Origin of the sequence: Serratia sp. Z4 (assembly GCF_009900725.1) — a bacterium.
In the GTDB taxonomy this organism is placed as follows: domain Bacteria; phylum Pseudomonadota; class Gammaproteobacteria; order Enterobacterales; family Enterobacteriaceae; genus Serratia; species Serratia nematodiphila.
The window spans coordinates 14,609-32,522 of record NZ_JAAABD010000007.1; the positions used below are offsets into that span (position 1 = coordinate 14,609).

Genomic DNA, 17,914 nt, shown 5'->3' on the forward strand with positions numbered 1-17,914 from the left:
TCAGTGCGCTTTGGCCGTGGTGTTTTCATCGACCGCCGCTGCGCTGGCAGCCTGGCGGGTATTCATTTTCCGGGCGTAGAACATCAGGATAATCAGGCTGATGATAAAGGTGCCGGACAGTTCGAAAGAGTTGGCGCCCATCAGCGCGATGAAGCAGAAGCCGCAGCCGCACACTGAAGCGATCAGGCTCAGCAGGTTGCGCACGTTGACCCCTTCAAAGCGGATCAGGTCTACGCAGGAGTAGAAGTAAGGCAGCATGGTCAGCAGCACCGCGATGCCGGTCAGCTCGCCGAACAGGTCGGACGCTTTGCCGCCGGCGGAGCTCATCAGGGTGATCAGCACCATCAGCGCGGTCATTTTGCAACCGGCCAGCAGCAGGCCTTTCTTCGGAATGCCGTTTTTATCCAGCTCGCCGTACACTTTCGGGAAGTTGCCGTCGTTGGCGGCGCGCACCCCGGCCTGGCCGACCAGCATCATCCACGAACCGAGCGAGGTCAGGCAGGCGAAGGCGGTGAAGGCGGAAACCATCGGTGCGGCCCAGTTGCCCATAATCGCCGAGGCGCTGATGGCGAACGGCGCGCCGCTGGCGGCCATTTCAGACGCCGGGAACATGCCGCTGATCACCTGGGTGGCGGCGATGTAGATGATGCCCGCCAGACCGGTGCCGAGCATGGTCGCCAGCGGTACGGTGCGTTTCGGGTTTTTCACCATGCCGGTGCTGACCGCCGCGGATTCCACGCCGATGAACGCCCACAGGCACAGCAGGATACTTTTGATGACCGCATGGCTGTCGGTGGTGCCGGAGGTGTTCCAGTTAGCCTGGTAGGTGGCGGCGTCAAACCAGTGCCAGCCAAGGGTGGCGGTCACGATCACCGGGATCAGCACCAGCACCAGGCCCAGGGTGGTCAAACGGCTGACCCAGGTTCCGCCCAGCATGTTCACGAAGGTGAAGACCCACACGATGGCGATACAGGCGATGCCGGCGGGTACCGGGTTATTCAGCGCCGGGAAGAAGGTGGAGAGATAAGAAACGGCGGTAATGCCGATGGCCAGGTTACCGATCCAGTTGGCATGGTAATAAAGCACGCCGGTCTGGAAACCGAAGGCCGGGGAAATTTCACCGGCGTAGGCGATAGGGCCGCCCTGCTGTGGGTTTTTGGTGGCGAGGCGGGCATACACATAAGCCAGCGACATCGCCCCGATAATCGAGATCACCCATCCCCAAATGGCGATGGATCCGAGACTCGCCAGGTTGGCGGGCAATAAGGCAATCCCGCTCCCCATCATATTACCGGCGACCACGCCGGTGCAGGCAATAAGCCCTATTTTCTTGGGTGAAGCCATGGTCAGTTTCTCCTGATTTACGTTTCTTATAAGCCACGCCCATAAATAAAAGATTTTAATGAGCCGGCTTGATAGTCAGGATGCTAACCATCGGGGGGAATAAAGTCCTAAAGATAAAGTGAGATTACGCTCATGATCATACAAATGATAACCTGAGGTTTTTCATTAACACATCAAGATAAAAAGACAGGCTAAAGAAAAGATAAACATCATTTAAAAACAAAAAGATGACAAGGTTAATAACGCATAACAAATGGCAAAAAAGAAATAATGTCGCGCAGCAAAATAATACATTCATGCAACATGACTTCACCAATAAATAACGCCGCCATGATCCCCGAAGAATAAGAGCGGCGTGATATTGGGTTAATTATTGGCGCTGATAGTTATTTAAATAAGGCACCACGTTGGTCAATGACGTCTGGAATACGCCATTGGTGATCCAATGCAAGGTATCCTCACCGGGGCGAAGATTGAAGGCGGTAATATAAGAGTCGGCCGCCAAATGATTCTGCCCCTGCATTTCATACACCTTGCCCAGCAGCACATAATTCAGCCACGACATTTGCAATTCAATCCCCAGATCGATCGCCCGGTGCGCCTCGTCAATACGCCCCTGCGTCAAAGCATCTACCGCCAGAACCTGCTGCATAATCGGCGTGTTCTTCAATTCGGGGATCGCCGCCAGATGGCTGATATCGGCGCGCAGTTGCCCCAAGGCCGGGCTGTCGAACGGTTGATAAGAATTGCGCAGCAGATCCACCAACGCTTTTTCAGCCAGCAGATAGCGGAAGTTCGGCGCGCTGTTAATCAGCTCGCTCAGCTGGGCGCTGGCGCGGGTCAACGAATCGGCGTCACCGCGGATCAGCAACTGATGCGCCTGGTAGAAACGCTGCAGCAACGGCCCGTTGTCCGGCAGCAACTGCGCCAGACGCTGCTCCAGCTGTGGCGGCCAAGGCTGCTTCAGCGCCGCGGACAGGCTGGCGAGGAAGTCGGTCTGGATCTTCAGCTGGTTATCGGCGGTGATGAAGTAACGCTTGTCCAACATGATCGAACTGTCGGCGTTATCCACCAGCCGCACGGAGAGGAAACACTGCTGGGCGCGGTAGTGGCGCTGATTGACGAACTCGATATACAGCGACTTGCCCGAGTTGCTGGGGCCGGAATAGTTGTAGTTGGTCTGGTCGTGCACCAGGAAGGTCGAGTAAGTGTTCAACGAATCGGTAATCAGCTCGCTGACGCCCACCACATAAGAGAGCTGCGGCATCCAGTTGCTGCAGCTCTCGCCGCCCTGAATGCGGATATCGATATCGCGCGGGTTGAGCAGCACCGGCATGGTCGATACCGGCACGCGCTGCGACAACGTGGCGATGCCGACAAACGCCACGCAGACGCTTAGCGCACTCAGAAACGCCAGCCACACCCAGAACGTCGAGCGGCGATAAAAATGTGGCTTCTTCTCGCCGGGCGCGGCAGCCGGCACGCTTGCCCGGCGCGGCGGCACATAGGGCGTATCCTCTTCATCATCGCTGCCGTCTTCCGGCTCATGCATGATCACCGCGATCTGCGGCGCCGGTGCAATCGCGGGTTGTGTCTCCCCCTCTTCACACCAGATCACCGACGTCGCCAGCTTATACCCGCGCTTGGGCACGGTGATAATGTATTCCGGGCTATCGCTGTCGCCGTCTTTCAGGTACTTGCGCAGCTCTGAAATACATTGGGTCACCACGTGGTTGGTGACAATATTGCGCTTCCAGACGTTGTCAATCAGCTCGTCGCGGCTCAGCACCACGTCGGGGTGCCGGGCGAAATAGCACAGCATGTCGATCAGGCGCGGTTCCAGCGTTTTCTGGCGACCATCGCGGCTGATGGTGTTGTCGGCAGGAGTAACCAGCCACTCCCCGACGCGAAAAGCAGGCTCTTGCATGGCGGAAATAACTCTGTAGGCATGTAGGGCAAGGGCGCGATCATAGCATAACCGCCCCCGGCTGTGGCCGCCGGGAGGCGATTAAGCCGTTAACTCTCGTATAATTCTAACGGTAAACCATCGGGATCGCTGAAAAAGGTAAAGCGGGATTGGGTGTAGGGATCGACACGCACCGGTTCGCAGGCAACGCCGGCCGCCTGCAGATGAGCGATAGCCTGATCGATGTCGTCGACGCTGAACGCCAGATGGCGCAGGCCGCAGGCCTCCGGGCGGCTGACGCGAGCCGGCGGCGAGGGGAAAGAAAACAGCTCGATGGTGTATTGCCCGTTGAGCGCCAGATCCGCTTTCCAGGAGCCGCGCTCCTCACGGTAGACTTCGCTCAGCAGGGTAAACCCGAGAATGTCGCAGTAAAAACGCTTGCTGGCGGCGTAGTCCGCGCCAATGATCGCGATGTGATGCACCTGACGTAATGCCAGCATAGAAACCCTCTCCTGTTCATTCTGATGGGGCACGGTATCCGGCGGCGGCGATGCCGTCAATGAAAAAGCCCGGCTTATCTTGCCAAACCGCCGGGCGCGTTATGGCCTTATGGCTGCGGGGCTTTCAGCACCTTCACCAGATAGCACCCGTCTTCCGTCAGTTTGGCGCCGTGGATATCGGTTTCAAAACCGGGATAGCGCTCACCGATCGAGCATAGCATCAGCAGGAAATCGAGCACCGCCCGGCTCTCTTCGGTGATCATTTCCCCCGGCATCACCAACGGCACGCCCGGCGGATAAGGCAGGATCATATTGGCCGCCACCTTGCCCACCAGCTGATCCAGCTCGCAGGTTTCGACATTGCCGCGCACCTGCTCCTGGAACATCTGGTGCGGCGTCAGCTTCATTTCCGGCAGCACGTCGAACGCCCGCTGCATCAGGCCTGGCAGATCGTGTTGGCGGATCAGGCGATGAATGCCGGCGGCCAGATCCTGGATGCGCATATGGCGATAGAAATCCGGATCTTCGGCGTACAGATCCGGCAGCATGTTCTTCACCCGCAGGTTGAGATCGTAGGCGCGCTTGAAGTCGGTCAGGCCGCGCAGCAGGCTCATCGCCTTGGTTTTATCGATGCCGATGCTGAACAGGAACAGCAGGTTGTACGGCCCGGTCTTCTCCACCACGATGCCGCGTTCGTCGAGATACTTCGCCACCAGCGCCGCCGGGATCCCCTCTTCCTCCAGCGCGCCCAGCTCATTCATGCCCGGCGTCAGGATCGTCACCTTGATCGGATCGAGGTACATATGATCGCGATCGGTCTGGCCGAAACCGTGCCAGTTATCGTCCGGATCCAGCGGCCAGCACTGCGCCTCATCGATCTCTTCCGGCTGCCAGATATCGAAGAACCAGCTGTCGCTTTCCTCGCGCAGCCGCTGCACTTCACGGCGAAAATGCAGCGCGCGTTCCACCGAACGGTTGATCAAACGGCGCCCCGGGTTGCCGCGCAGCATGGCGGCGGCGGTCTCCATCGACGCCACGATGCCGTAGTGCGGCGAAGTGGTGGTGTGCATCATGTAGGCTTCGTTGAAGGTGCTCTCATCGTAGTCACCCTTGATATGAATCATCGAGGCCTGCGAGAAGGCGGCCAGCAGCTTGTGGGTGGATTGGGTTTCGTAGAAAACCTTGCCGGGCACCCGCTCGCCGCTCATGCCGCTTTTGCCGTCGTAAATCGGATGGAAGTTGGTGTAAGGCACCCAGGCGGAGTCGAAGTGGATCGATGGCACCTCCAGCGTCTGCTTAATGTAGTCGGTGTTGTACAACAGACCGTCATAGGTCGAGTTGGTGATCACCGCGTGCACCGGCCAGGTGGCATTCGGCGTCGCCTGCACCCGGGCGGCGATGCTCTCGCGCGTGAATTCGCGCTGCGGGATCCCGCCGAGGATGCCGTAGGCGTTGCGCAGCGGGCGCAGATAGATCGGCACGATATCGCTCATCATCAGCAGGTGGCACAGCGATTTGTGGCAGTTGCGGTCGATCAGTACCGTGCTGCCCGCCGGCGCCGAATACATGCCGACGATCTTGTTGGCGGTGGAGGTGCCGTTGGTGACCAGATAGCTCTGCTCGGCGTTGAAGGTGCGCGCGATGTACTCTTCGGCCTCCAGGTGCGGCCCGGTGTGATCCAGCAGCGAACCGAGCTCGGTAACCGAAATCGAGATGTCGGCCTTCAGGGTATTGGCGCCGAAGAAGTCATAGAACAGGCAGCCGACCGGGCTTTTTTGAAACGCGGTGCCGGCCATGTGGCCCGGCGTGCAGAAAGTGTACTTGCCTTCGCGCACATAATTGAACAGCGCCTTGGTCAGCGGCGGCGTAATGGTGTCGATGTATTCCGCGGTGTACTGCTGGATGCGCTGCGCGATGTCGTCCGCCGCATTCAGGCCGTACTCGAAGAAATAGAGCACCATGCGCATTTCATGCAGGCTGACGTCGAAGGTGGAGTGGGTATTGATAAAGGCGTACAGCGGCAGGTATTCGTTCAGCTCGTTGATCTCGCTGCACAGCTCCAGGCTGTAGTCGTCCCAGTCGAAGATCACCCCGCAGATGCGGGCGTTGGCTTCGATCAGCTTCAGCAGGTCACCGCTGTTTTTGGGGTACACCAACTGGAATCCCATGGCGGCCAGCGCAGCGTGGAGCTCGCGAATCGGCTCATCTTTGTAGTAGACGCCCGTCGGGCCCATGATGGCGATGATATTCATCGGCAGCTCCTGTCAGTTAACGGCCAAGTCTCTATAACACCACGAAAATCCGGCGGTGTGTAGCCAAAAAAAAAACCGCCCGGAGGCGGTTTCTTGCAGCGAAGCACAGAACTCAGCAGTAGCCGTAGTTCATCAGACGCTGGTAACGGCGGTTGAGCAACTCTTCGTCGTTCAGACCATCCAGATCTTTCAGATCGGCCAGCAGCTGCGCTTTCAGCGCGGCGGCCATCGCCGGCACGTCGCGGTGCGCGGAACCCAGCGGCTCCGGGATCACCGAGTCGATCAGCTTCAGCTCTTTCAGACGCGGTGCGGTGATGCCCATCGCTTCTGCCGCCAGCGGGGCCTTATCGGCGCTCTTCCACAGGATGGAAGCACAGCCTTCCGGCGAAATCACCGAGTAGGTGCTGTACTGCAGCATGTTCACCTTGTCGCCCACGCCGATCGCCAGCGCGCCGCCGGAGCCGCCTTCGCCGATGACGGTGCAGATGACCGGCACGTTCAGACGCGACATCTCACGCAGGTTGCGCGCGATAGCTTCCGACTGGCCGCGTTCTTCCGCGCCCACGCCCGGATAAGCGCCCGGGGTATCAATAAAGGTGATGATCGGCATCTTGAAGCGTGCGGCCATTTCCATCAGGCGCAGCGCCTTGCGGTAGCCTTCCGGCGCCGGCATGCCGAAGTTGCGGCGGATCTTCTCTTTGGTTTCACGGCCTTTCTGATGCCCGATGATCATCACCGGGCGGCCATCCAGGCGCGCAATGCCACCGACGATCGCTTTGTCGTCAGCGTAAGCGCGATCGCCCGCCAACTCTTCGAAGTCGGTAAAGATGTGTTTGATATAATCCAGGGTATAAGGACGGCGCGGGTGGCGTGCCAATTGGGCAATCTGCCAGGCCCCAAGATCGGCAAAAATCTTGCGCGTCAGCTCAACGCTCTTTTCACGCAGGCGCTGAACCTCTTCGTCCAGATTAATATCTAATTTTTCGTCTTGACGGCTGACTGCAGTCAGCGAGTCAATTTTCGCTTCCAGCTCTGCAATCGGCTGTTCAAAATCAAGAAAATTCAGACTCATAGCATTCCTATTTTAGTCAAATTCCAAGTCCACCTGCTCATTGCCTACCAACGTCCGCAAGTCGATCAACAAGCGGTCGGTGGGCGTCACGCGCCAGGTTGCGCCAAAACGCAGCTTGGCTCGCGCATCTTCCCGTTGATAGTAGAGATGCACTGGAATCGTCCCCGATCGATGGGGTTCCAACGACTGACGGAGACGGTTCAAAAGCTGGTCATCAATTTGCCTGTCAGTCAGCGAGATAGCAAGCCCGCGAGCGTATTTTTCCCGGGCTTCACTGATGTCCATTACCTCGCGGGCCATCATTTTAAGCCCGCCGCTAAAGTCATCAAAGCTGACCTGTCCACTGGCGATAAGGATACGGTCTTTTTCCAACAAATGCTGGTATTTTTCTAACGCTTCGGTGAATAACATCACTTCCAGACGGCCCGAACGGTCATCCAGCGTGCAGATGCCGATGCGGTTGCCGCGCTTGGTCACCATCACCCGCGCGGCGACCACCAACCCGACGGCGGTAGTCATTTTGCCCCGATCCGTCGGGTGCATGTCTTTCAAACGCTGGCCACCGGCGTAACGTTCGATCTCCTTCAGGTACTGGGTGATCGGGTGGCCGGTCAGGTACAGCCCCAGCGTCTCCCGTTCACCGTCCAGCACCACCTGCTCCGGCCAGGGCGCGATATTGGCGTAGGATTGCTCTACCTGCTCCGGCGCTTCCGCCAGCACGCCAAACATATCCACCTGGCCGATAGCTTCGGCTTTCGCATGCTGATCCGCCGCTTTCAACGCGTCGCCGAGCGAATTCATCAGCGCGGCGCGGTGCGGCCCAAGGCGATCGAACGCCCCGGACATGATCAGTTTTTCCAGAATGCGGCGGTTCAGTTTCTTGATGTCGGAGCGCGCGCAGAGATCGAACAGGTCTTTGAAGTAACCTTGTTCGCCGCTGTTGCGCGCCTCGATAATCGCCTCGATTGGCCCTTCCCCTACGCCCTTGATGGCGCCGATGCCGTACACGATCTCGCCGTCGTCGTTGACGTGGAAGTGATACAGGCCGCTGTTGATGTCCGGCGGCAGGATCTTCAGCCCCATGCGCCAGCATTCGTCCACCAGCCCCACCACTTTGTCGGTGTTGTCCATATCGGCGGTCATCACCGCCGCCATAAACTCGGCCGGGTAGTGGGCCTTCAGCCACAGCGTCTGGTACGACACCAGCGCATAGGCGGCGGAGTGCGATTTGTTGAAGCCATAACCGGCGAATTTCTCCACCAGGTCGAAGATTTTCACCGACAGTTCGCCGTCGATGCCGCGCGCTTTGGCGCCGTCTTCAAAGCCGCCGCGCTGCTTGGCCATTTCGACCGGGTTCTTTTTACCCATCGCACGGCGCAGCATGTCCGCGCCGCCCAGCGTGTAGCCGGCCAGCACCTGGGCAATCTGCATCACCTGTTCCTGATACAGGATGATGCCGTAGGTCGGCTCCAGCACCGGCTTGAGCGACTCGTGCTGCCACTGAATGTCCGGGTAGGAGATCTCTTCACGGCCGTGTTTGCGGTCGATGAAGTTATCCACCATGCCCGACTGCAGCGGCCCCGGACGGAACAGCGCCACCAGTGCGATCATGTCTTCGAAGCAGTCGGGCTTCAGACGTTTGATCAAATCTTTCATGCCGCGCGATTCAAGCTGGAACACCGCCGTGGTTTCCGAGCGCTGCAGCATGTCGAAACTTTTCTTGTCGTCGAGCGGGATGGCGGCGATGTCGATCGGTTCCAGCCCGGTCTTGGCGCGCCGGGCGTTGATCATCTCCAGCGCCCAGTCGATGATGGTCAGGGTGCGCAGACCGAGGAAGTCGAACTTCACCAGCCCGGCGTATTCCACGTCGTTCTTGTCGAACTGTGTCACCGGGTGGTTCCCTTCGGCATCGCAGTACAGCGGCGCGAAGTCGGTGATCTTGGTCGGCGCGATCACCACGCCCCCGGCGTGTTTACCGGCGTTGCGCGTTACCCCTTCCAGCTTGCGCGCCATGTCGATCAGCGCCTTGACCTCTTCGTCGGCCTCGTAAATTTCCGGCAGCTGCGGTTCGGCGGCGAAGGCTTTCTCCAGCGTCATGCCCGGATCCGGCGGCACCAGCTTGGAGATGCGATCGACGAAGCCGTACGGGTGCCCCAGCACGCGGCCCACGTCGCGGATAACCGCTTTCGCCGCCATGGTGCCGAAGGTGATGATCTGCGATACCGCTTCGCGGCCGTACATCTCCGCCACGTGCTCGATCACCTGGTCACGCTTCTCCATGCAGAAGTCGACGTCAAAGTCGGGCATTGAGACACGTTCCGGGTTCAGGAAGCGTTCGAACAGCAGATCGAACTCCAGCGGATCGAGGTCGGTGATTTTCAACGCATAGGCCACCAGCGAACCGGCGCCGGAGCCGCGCCCCGGGCCCACCGGCACGTTGTTGTCCTTCGACCACTGGATAAACTCCATCACGATCAGGAAGTAGCCGGGGAAGCCCATCTGGTTGATCACCTTCAGCTCTACGTCCAGACGCTCGTCATATTCCGGGCGGCGCTGCGCGCGCACTTCAGGATCGGGGAACAGGAACTCCAGACGCTCTTCCAGCCCCTCTTTCGATTTGAGCACCAGGAAGTCCTCGGTGCTCATATCGCCGGTCGGGAACTGCGGCAGGAAGTATTCGCCGAGGCGAATGGTGACGTTGCAGCGCTTGGCGATTTCGACGCTGTTCAGCAGCGCTTCCGGGATGTCGGCGAACAGTTCGCACATCTCGTCTTCGCTGCGCATGTACTGTTGCGGGCTGTAGTTGCGCGGCCGCTTAGGGTCGTCCAGCGTAAAGCCGTCGTGAATGGCGACGCGAATCTCATGAGCGTCGAAGTCATCTTCCACCAGGAAGCGCACGTCGTTGGTGGCCACCACCGGCAAGCCGCGCTCAGTGGCCAGCGCCACCGCCGCATGCAGGTAGTTCTCTTCGTCCTGACGGCCGGTGCGGATCAGTTCCAGATAGTAACAGTCCGGGAAATGCTGCTGGTAGAAATCCAGACACTGATCCACCTGCGCCTGGTTGCCGCGCAGCAGAAACTTGCCGACGTCGCCCTGACGCGCACCGGAGAGCAGGATCAGCCCTTCGCGATGTTCAATCAGCCAGTCGCGATCGATAGTCGGGCCGGCGGCGCCGTAGCCGCGCTGATAGGCGCGAGAAATCAGCAGCGTCAGGTTCTGGTAGCCTTCGTTGTTGCTGGCCAGCACCGTCAACTGAGCCAGTTCATCGCCCAGCTCTTCGCTTTGCACATGGAAATCCGCGCCGATGATCGGTTTGATCCCGGCGCCGTGCGCGCTGCCGTAGAATTTCACCAGCCCGCACAGGTTGGTGAAATCGGTGATTGCCAGTGCAGGCATGGCTAACGCGGCGGCTCTTTTCACCAGCGGCGCCGTCTTGGCCAATCCATCAATCATGGAGTAGTCACTGTGGACGCGCAGGTGAATAAAACGAGGTTCGGCCATCTCCAGATACCTGATTGAAGGGGCTCAGCAGGCTGAGCCCGGGTTAATGCTATCGTCGAGCCGGTCAGGCTCGCAGACTACAGCGCCAGCGCTCTTTTCACCGGCGCGAAACTGCGGCGATGATGCTCGGTGGCGCCCAGCGCGGCCAGCCGCTCCAGGTGGAAGGCGGTCGGGTAGCCTTTATGCTGCGCGAAACCGTAGTCCGGGTACTCGCTGTCCAGCTCGGCCATTTCGCGATCGCGCGTGACCTTCGCCAGAATGGACGCCGCGCTGATCTCCGCCACGCGGCTGTCGCCCTTCACCACCGCCTGCGAACGCATCGGCAAGCTCGGGCAACGGTTACCGTCGATTAAAACCATGTCCGGCGCGATATGCAACCCGGCCACCGCGCGCTGCATCGCCAACATGGTGGCGTGCAAAATGTTCAGTTGGTCGATTTCCGCCGGTTCGGCGCGCCCCAGGCTCCAGGAGAGCGCCTTGGCGACGATTTCGTCATACAGCGCCAGGCGGCGTTTTTCACTGAGTTTCTTGGAGTCCGCCAGACCGACGATCGGCTGCGCCGGATCGAGGATCACGGCGGCGGTGACCACCGCGCCGACCAACGGGCCGCGGCCCACTTCGTCCACACCGGCAATCAGCGTGGCAGCGGGATAGATAAAGGGTTCAATCATGCTTTCGCCAGCTCCAACACAGCCTGAGCGGCCTGTTCGTCCGCACCGCAACGGATGCTTTGGTGCAAGGTAAGGAAAGTCTGTTTCAGCGCGTCGGTTTCCGGGCTCTCTTCCAGCAGCGGCATCACGGCGGCGGCCAGTTTGTCCGGCACGCAGTCATGCTGCAACAGCTCGGTGACGATCTCGCGCCCCGCCAGCAGATTCGGCAGCGAAACGTAAGGCGTTTTTACCAGCTTCTGCGCCAACCAGAAAGTGAACGGCTTCATGCGATAGCCCACCACCATCGGGCACTTGGCCAGCATGCACTCCAGCGCCGCCGTACCGGATGCCAGCAGCGCCGCGTCGCTGGCGATCATCGCTTCGCGCCCCTGCCCGTTCAGCAGGTGTACGGTCAAATCCGGTGCAACCTCGGCCTTGATGCGCTCAAACTGCTCGCGCCGTTTGGCGTTGACCAGCGGCACCACCACTTCCAGCTCGGGATAACGGGTGCGCAGCAGCTGCGCGGTTTTGAGGAAATCGGCGCTCAGCATCTCGACTTCGGCGCCGCGGCTGCCCGGCAGCAAGGCCAGACAGCGCGCCTGCGGAGCGATGCCAAGCTGAGCGCGCGCCGCCAGCCGGTCGGGCTGCAACGGCATGGCGTCCGCCATAGTGTGGCCAATAAACCGGCAGGGGACGTTGAAACGATCGTAAAACGCTTTTTCGAAAGGGAGAAAGGCCAGCACCAAATCGGTGGCTTTGCCTATTTTGAAAACGCGCTTTTGTCGCCAGGCCCACACGGAAGGGCTGACGTAGTGGATGGTGCGAATGCCGCGCTGCTTGAGGCGGCCTTCCAGCGTGATGTTGAAGTCCGGCGCGTCGATGCCGACAAACACGTCCGGCCGCAGCTCACCGAAGCGGCGGGTAAGATCCTTGCGGATCTTCAACAGGCGTGGCAAACGCTCGAGCACTTCCACCACGCCCATGACCGCCAGCTCTTCCATTTCGTACCAGGCTTCGCAGCCTTCGGCCTGCATCAGCGGGCCGGCGACGCCTACGAAACGCGCGCCGGGGATCTGCGCCTTGAGCGCACGGATCAAGCCGGCGCCGAGAATGTCACCGGAGGTTTCTCCGGCGACCAGTCCGATAGTCAATGGACGATTCGACATAACTCAGCGAATGATGCCACGGGTGGAACGGGTGAAGAAATCGAGGTATTGCTGCACCACCGGCTGTTCTTTGGCCAGGGCTTCGATTTCCGCTTTCGCTTCATCCAGCGTTTTCTCGCTGCGATACAGGATTTTGTAGGCGTTGCGGATTGCCTGCATTTCATCCTTGTCAAAACCGCGGCGCTTCAGGCCGACCGCGTTGACGCCGAACGGCGTAGCGTGGTTGCCCTGAGCGATGACGAAAGGAGGCACGTCCTGAGCGACACCGGAACAACCGCCTACCATCACATGCGCGCCGATAATGCAGAACTGGTGGATCGCCGTCATGCCGCCGATGATGGCGTGATCGTCGATTTCCACATGCCCCGCCAGCGTGGCGTTGTTGGCCAGCACGCAAGCATTGCCGACCACGCAATCGTGGGCGACGTGCACGTTGACCATCAGCAGGTTGTCGTTGCCCACTTTAGTCAGGCCGGTACCCTGCGCGGTGCCGCGATGAATGGTCACGCTTTCGCGGATGCGGTTGCGATCGCCCACTTCAACGCGCGTCGGTTCGCCCGCGTATTTCAGATCCTGATTCACTTCGCCGATAGAGGCGAACTGATAAATCTGATTATCGCAGCCAATCTTGGTAATGCCGTTCACCACCACGTGGGATTTCAGCACCGTGCCGGCGCCGATTTCCACCTGGGAGCCGACGTAGCAGAAAGGGCCGATATGCACGTTGGCGCCGATCACGGCGCCTTCTTCGACTATCGCGCTAGGATGGATAAAGGCGGTTTGGTCAATCACGGATTAAGCCTCCCGGCTGCGGGCACACATCATGGTTGCTTCGCAGACAATTTTACCGTCAACGGTCGCCACGCCTTTGAAGCGAGTCAGACCGCGGCGAGTTTTCTCGAAGGTGACTTCCATGACCATCTGATCGCCTGGCACCACAGGGCGCTTGAAACGTGCTTCGTCGATACCGGCGAAGTAATACAGCTCGCCCGGCTCCAGTTTGCCGACGCTTTTAAACGCCAGAATACCGGTGGCCTGCGCCATGGCTTCCAGGATCAATACGCCTGGGAAAATCGGTTTGCCAGGGAAATGGCCCTGGAAAAACGGTTCATTCACCGATACGTTCTTCACCGCACGCAGATATTTGTGCTCTTCAAACTCGAGGACGCGGTCGACCAGCAAGAACGGGTAACGGTGAGGAAGCAGATCCAAAATTTCTGCAATATCCAGAGTATGAGTGTCAGTAGTCAAAATACTCTTCCTGTCTCTAAAAACTGATGGCATCAACAACACGGCCTGCGCTGACCCCAAAAGGAGATCATCATGCAGGCCGCAAATTAACATCTCTTTGCGCTTTTGGTCTCACGACCAACGCGTTTCGTTTTGTACCCGCCAGGGCGGGCGGCAATGATTAGTCTTTTCCGACTTTACGTTCGACAGCTTTCAAGCGTTTGCTGATCTCATCGATATTCATCACCAACGCAGCGGTTTTACGCCAAACCTTGTTAGGCTGCAACGGAATGCCCGAAGAGTATACCCCAGGTTCGGTGATTGGTCGCATAACCATTCCCATTCCGGTAACAACAACCTTGTCGGCAATCTCCATGTGACCGTTGATCACGCTGGCACCGCCGATCTGGCAGTAGCGGCCGATTTTCAGGCTGCCGGCCATGATCACACCGCCGGCGACGGCGGTATTGTCGCCAATCACGACGTTATGTGCAATCTGACATTGGTTGTCGATGATAACACCATTCCCGATTTGGGTGTTATCCAAAGCGCCGCGGTCAATGGTGGTGCAAGCGCCGATTTCGACGCGATCGCCGATAATCACCGTGCCCAACTGAGGGATTTTGATCCACTCGCCGCGCTCGTTCGCATAGCCGAAACCGTCCGCGCCAATCACGGTGCCGGACTGGATCAGGCAGCGCTGGCCGATTTCAACCGCATGATAAATTGTGACATTCGCCCACAGACGCGTTCCCGCGCCGATGCGTGCGTGTTTGCCGATGAAGCAGCCCGGACCGATAACCACGTTATCGCCAAGCACCGCACCCGACTCAATCACCGCGTTTGCCCCAATGGCGACGTTCTGCCCCAGCTGCGCTTCAGGCGAGATCACCGCGCTTGGCGCGATATCCTGCGCTGGTGCCGGCGTAGTGTCCATCAGTTGCGCCATGCGCGCGTAGGTCAGATAAGGGTTTTTAACCACCAGCGCCGCAGCACGGCAGTGTGGTAAATCCGCTTCGGTAAGCACCACGGCGCTTGCCTGGCAGGAAGACAGCTGCTCTTGATAGCGGCTGTTTGACAAAAACGTGATTTGGCCAGGCTGTGCCGAATGCATAGAAGCAATGCCGGTGATGACGAGATCGCCATCACCGTGCAATTGTGCATCCAACTGCTGCGCTAAATCAGCCAGTCGAATTGAAAGCATGTGTTATTTAACCTGTTTCAGCACGTCAGCAGTGATATCTTTGGAAGAGTCTGCATAGGCAACGGCGTTGGCGTCGATCACCACGTCATAACCGCCTTTGCTGGCGACAGATTTCACCGCGTCCTGAATACGGCTCAGGATCTTGTTACGTTCTTCCATCTGGCGACGGCGGTTGTCCTGCTCGAAAGCCTGGGCTTTCTGAGAGAACTGCTCGCGTTGCGCCATCACGTCTTTTTCCAACTTGCTGCGGTCGCTGGCTTTCATGGTAGCGCCGTCACGCTGCAGACGTTGCATTTTGGTCTGCAGGCTACGTTCCATGTTCTGGAGTTCGCTTGCACGGCCTTTAAACTCGTTTTCCAGCTGTTTAGCGACCGCTTCGCGGGCCGGCAGCTGTTGGAAAATGCTGGAGACGTTAACGACAGCGATCTTATCTGCTGCCTGAACGCCAGCTGAAGCAGCCATTGCTAAACCGAGGCCTGCGGCACACAACCACTTTTTCACTATAAACTCCTTACCATCACCCATTTGTGTCATATGACACTGAAGTACACAATTTGCCAGACTTGTCCCACCAAACAATGAGAATCATCTCCCTCTGCCGGCGGGCGCCTGGCCATTGCGATTCTTAATAACTGTTATGCCCAGAGGCGAGACCCGTTACCAGGTCTTACCGATGTTAAACTGGAACTGTTCGGACTTGTCGCCTTCGTATTTCTTGATCGGGTTGGCGTAAGAGAACACCAATGGCCCCAATGGCGACATCCACTGCAGCGCGATACCGGCGGAAGAACGAATATTGCTGGCCTTGCTGTAGTCCGGCACGCCGTACATCAGCGTTTCGTCGGTATTCTTCCACTTGGTATCCCACACGGTACCGGCATCGATGAACAGCGAGGTCCGCACCGAGTTGGCGTATTTCTCGCTGATGAACGGCGTCGGGGTGATCAGCTCCAGGCTGGCGACCGCCATGGCGTTACCGCCCACCGCGTCATCCGAGCTACAGATGCTCTGACGCGAGGTCGTGCTGCCGGCGTTGAACTGACACTGGTACGAGTTGGAGTTGTAGTACACCGCCTTCGGACCAATGGTGTTGGACTGGAAGCCGCGCACGGTGCTCGAACCACCGGCGTAGAAGTTCTCGTAGAACGGCATTTCCTTGCCGCCCAACCCATCCGCGTAACCCAGACGGCCACGGCCCAACAGCACCCAGGTGCGATCGTCGTTGATCGGCACGTACTGTACGCTGTCCAGCGTCACCTTGTAGTATTCGTTGTCCGAGCCCGGAATGGTGACCTTACCGTTCAACGTGGTGCGGTTACCCGAGGTCGGGAAGTAGCCGCGGTCCAGGTTGTTGTAGGTCCAGCCCAGGTTCAGCGTAAAGTCGTCGGTCGAGTAGCTGGCGCGGTCGGTTTTGTTCGCATCCACGCCCATCGAGTCGAGGTAACGCCACATGGCGATCTGCGGCTGCATGTTCGACAGGCCGTTGTGGACGTAGCCCAGGCCGGTACGCAACGAGTTGTTTTCGTTGATCGGGAAGCCCAGCGTGCCGTCGATACCGTAACTCTTGTTGGTATAGTCCGACAGATCCGCGTCATCCGCCTTAAAGTCGTTGTAGAAGATGCGGCCGCCCAGGCTCACACCGTCAACGGTGAAGTACGGGTTGGTGACCGACAGTTCGGTATAGGTCTGATAGTCGTTCTTGGTGCCGCTGATGCCGACCGAGTACCCGGTACCCAACCAGTTATCCTGCTGCACGCCCGCCTGGAAGCTGACGCCGCTCTCGGTGCCGTAACCGACGCCGAAGTTGAAGGTACCGGTGTTGCGTTCTTTCACCTTGTAGGTCACATCGACCTGATCGGCGGTGCCCGGCACGCGCTGGGTTTCCACGTCAACCGTTTCGAAGTAGCCCAGACGGTTCAGACGCTCTTTGCCCTGCTCGACCTGCTCGTTGCCGAGCCAGGCGCCTTCCATCTGGCGCATTTCGCGACGCAGTACGGAATCCTTGCTGGTGTCGTTGCCTTCGAACTTGATGCGACGCACGTAGAAGCGGTTGCCCGCGTCAACGTTGACGTGCAGTTTGACGGTTTTATCCGCGTCGTTGATCTCAGGCTGAGTGCCGACGCGCGGGTAGGCGTAACCATAACGGCCCAACATCGTTTTGATGTTGTCTTCCATTTTGGTCACCTTGCTGCCGTTGTACAGCTCGCCTGGCTCGATTTTGGTGATCTGAGCGACTTCCGCCGAGTGGCCGGCCAGATTGCCGTTCACGACAACATCGGAAAGCTTGTACTGCTCGCCTTCGGTGATGTTGATGGTGATGTAGATGCCTTTTTTATCCGGCGTCAGGCTCACCTGGGTAGAATCGATGTTGAAGCGGGCATAGCCGCGATCCAGATAGAAGCTGCGCAGGGTTTCGAGATCGCCCGCCAGTTTTTGCTTCTGGTATTTGCGATCGCCGACCAGGTTCCACCATGGCACTTCGTCACGCAGTTGGAAGCGTGAGATCAGTTCGTCGTTGGTGAAGGCATGGTTGCCGACGATGTTGATTTGTTGAATCTTGGCGGAGACCCCTTCCGTGAACACCAGCTTCAGGTCGACACGGTTGCGCGGCAACGGCGTGACTACGGCTTTCACCGAGGCGCTGTATTTACCGACGCTGTAGTAGAAGTCTTCCAGCCCTTTTTCAATGCTGGAGATCGTGGTGCGGTCGAGCGCCTCGCCCACCCGGACGCCGGAGGCTTCCAGGTTCTGCTTGAGCATGTCATCCTTCACCGACTTGTTGCCGGAGAAAGTGATGCTGGCGATGGTAGGACGTTCCTTCACCTGCACGATCAAGGTATTACCATCGCGCAGCACGCGCACGTCCTCGAAGTTGCCGGTGGCAAACAAGGCACGGATGGTATTACTGATGTCATCGTCAGTGACGGTATCGCCGACGCGAACCGGCATGTTGAGTAACGCCGCACCGACGGCGACTCGCTGCAGGCCTTCGAAATGAATGTCTTTCACTACGAACCCGTCTGCACCGTATACGGTGGCGCTGCCAAACAGCAGCGACGCTATGAGCAACTTTTTCATCGCCATCGTTG

General features: G+C 58.7%; 13 protein-coding genes. All 13 read right to left on the reverse strand.

Going from position 1 to position 17,914, the window contains the following annotated elements:
* A complete protein-coding gene (gene cadB, locus GT753_RS20340) occupies positions 1-1,344 on the reverse strand; it encodes a cadaverine/lysine antiporter (RefSeq protein WP_004931980.1) in 1,344 nt (447 codons plus the stop codon).
* A 370-nt stretch (positions 1,345-1,714) separates the two neighbouring features.
* The gene (gene cadC / locus GT753_RS20345) at positions 1,715-3,271 is read right to left on the reverse strand and encodes a lysine decarboxylation/transport transcriptional activator CadC (protein WP_021505645.1); all 1,557 of its coding nucleotides are present in this window, start codon (positions 3,269-3,271) and stop codon (positions 1,715-1,717) included.
* An 89-nt stretch (positions 3,272-3,360) separates the two neighbouring features.
* On the reverse strand, positions 3,361-3,750 hold the full coding sequence (locus tag GT753_RS20350; RefSeq protein WP_015378887.1) for a VOC family protein: 390 nt from the start codon (positions 3,748-3,750) through the stop codon (positions 3,361-3,363).
* Between the two features lie 107 nt (positions 3,751-3,857).
* A complete protein-coding gene (locus tag GT753_RS20355) occupies positions 3,858-6,002 on the reverse strand; it encodes a lysine decarboxylase LdcC (RefSeq protein ID WP_004931974.1) in 2,145 nt (714 codons plus the stop codon).
* Positions 6,003-6,114: 112 nt separating this feature from the next.
* A complete protein-coding gene (accA, locus tag GT753_RS20360) occupies positions 6,115-7,074 on the reverse strand; it encodes an acetyl-CoA carboxylase carboxyl transferase subunit alpha (RefSeq protein WP_004931972.1) in 960 nt (319 codons plus the stop codon).
* Positions 7,075-7,086: 12 nt separating this feature from the next.
* Positions 7,087-10,575: a DNA polymerase III subunit alpha gene (dnaE, locus tag GT753_RS20365; RefSeq protein WP_004931970.1), complete on the reverse strand. Its 3,489-nt coding sequence runs from the start codon at positions 10,573-10,575 to the stop codon at positions 7,087-7,089.
* Positions 10,576-10,652: 77 nt separating this feature from the next.
* On the reverse strand, positions 10,653-11,246 hold the full coding sequence (gene rnhB, locus GT753_RS20370) for a ribonuclease HII (protein ID WP_015378890.1): 594 nt from the start codon (positions 11,244-11,246) through the stop codon (positions 10,653-10,655).
* Positions 11,243-12,391 carry a lipid-A-disaccharide synthase gene (gene lpxB, locus GT753_RS20375; protein ID WP_015378891.1) on the reverse strand — a complete coding sequence of 383 codons (1,149 nt, stop codon included), beginning with the start codon at positions 12,389-12,391 and terminating at the stop codon, positions 11,243-11,245. Before lpxB ends, rnhB begins: the two co-directional genes overlap by 4 nt.
* 3 nt (positions 12,392-12,394) lie before the next feature.
* The gene (lpxA, locus tag GT753_RS20380; protein WP_004931964.1) at positions 12,395-13,183 is read right to left on the reverse strand and encodes an acyl-ACP--UDP-N-acetylglucosamine O-acyltransferase; all 789 of its coding nucleotides are present in this window, start codon (positions 13,181-13,183) and stop codon (positions 12,395-12,397) included.
* A gap of 3 nt (positions 13,184-13,186) precedes the next feature.
* A complete protein-coding gene (gene fabZ / locus GT753_RS20385) occupies positions 13,187-13,642 on the reverse strand; it encodes a 3-hydroxyacyl-ACP dehydratase FabZ (protein WP_004931962.1) in 456 nt (151 codons plus the stop codon).
* A gap of 160 nt (positions 13,643-13,802) precedes the next feature.
* Positions 13,803-14,825, reverse strand: a complete 1,023-nt coding sequence (gene lpxD / locus GT753_RS20390) for a UDP-3-O-(3-hydroxymyristoyl)glucosamine N-acyltransferase (RefSeq protein ID WP_004931959.1) — start codon at positions 14,823-14,825, stop codon at positions 13,803-13,805.
* Between the two features lie 3 nt (positions 14,826-14,828).
* Entirely contained in the window at positions 14,829-15,326 is a 498-nt protein-coding gene (skp, locus tag GT753_RS20395; RefSeq protein ID WP_004931958.1) for a molecular chaperone Skp, read from the reverse strand.
* 156 nt (positions 15,327-15,482) lie between these two features.
* Entirely contained in the window at positions 15,483-17,909 is a 2,427-nt protein-coding gene (gene bamA, locus GT753_RS20400) for an outer membrane protein assembly factor BamA (protein WP_004931955.1), read from the reverse strand.
* Positions 17,910-17,914 lie beyond the last annotated feature (5 nt).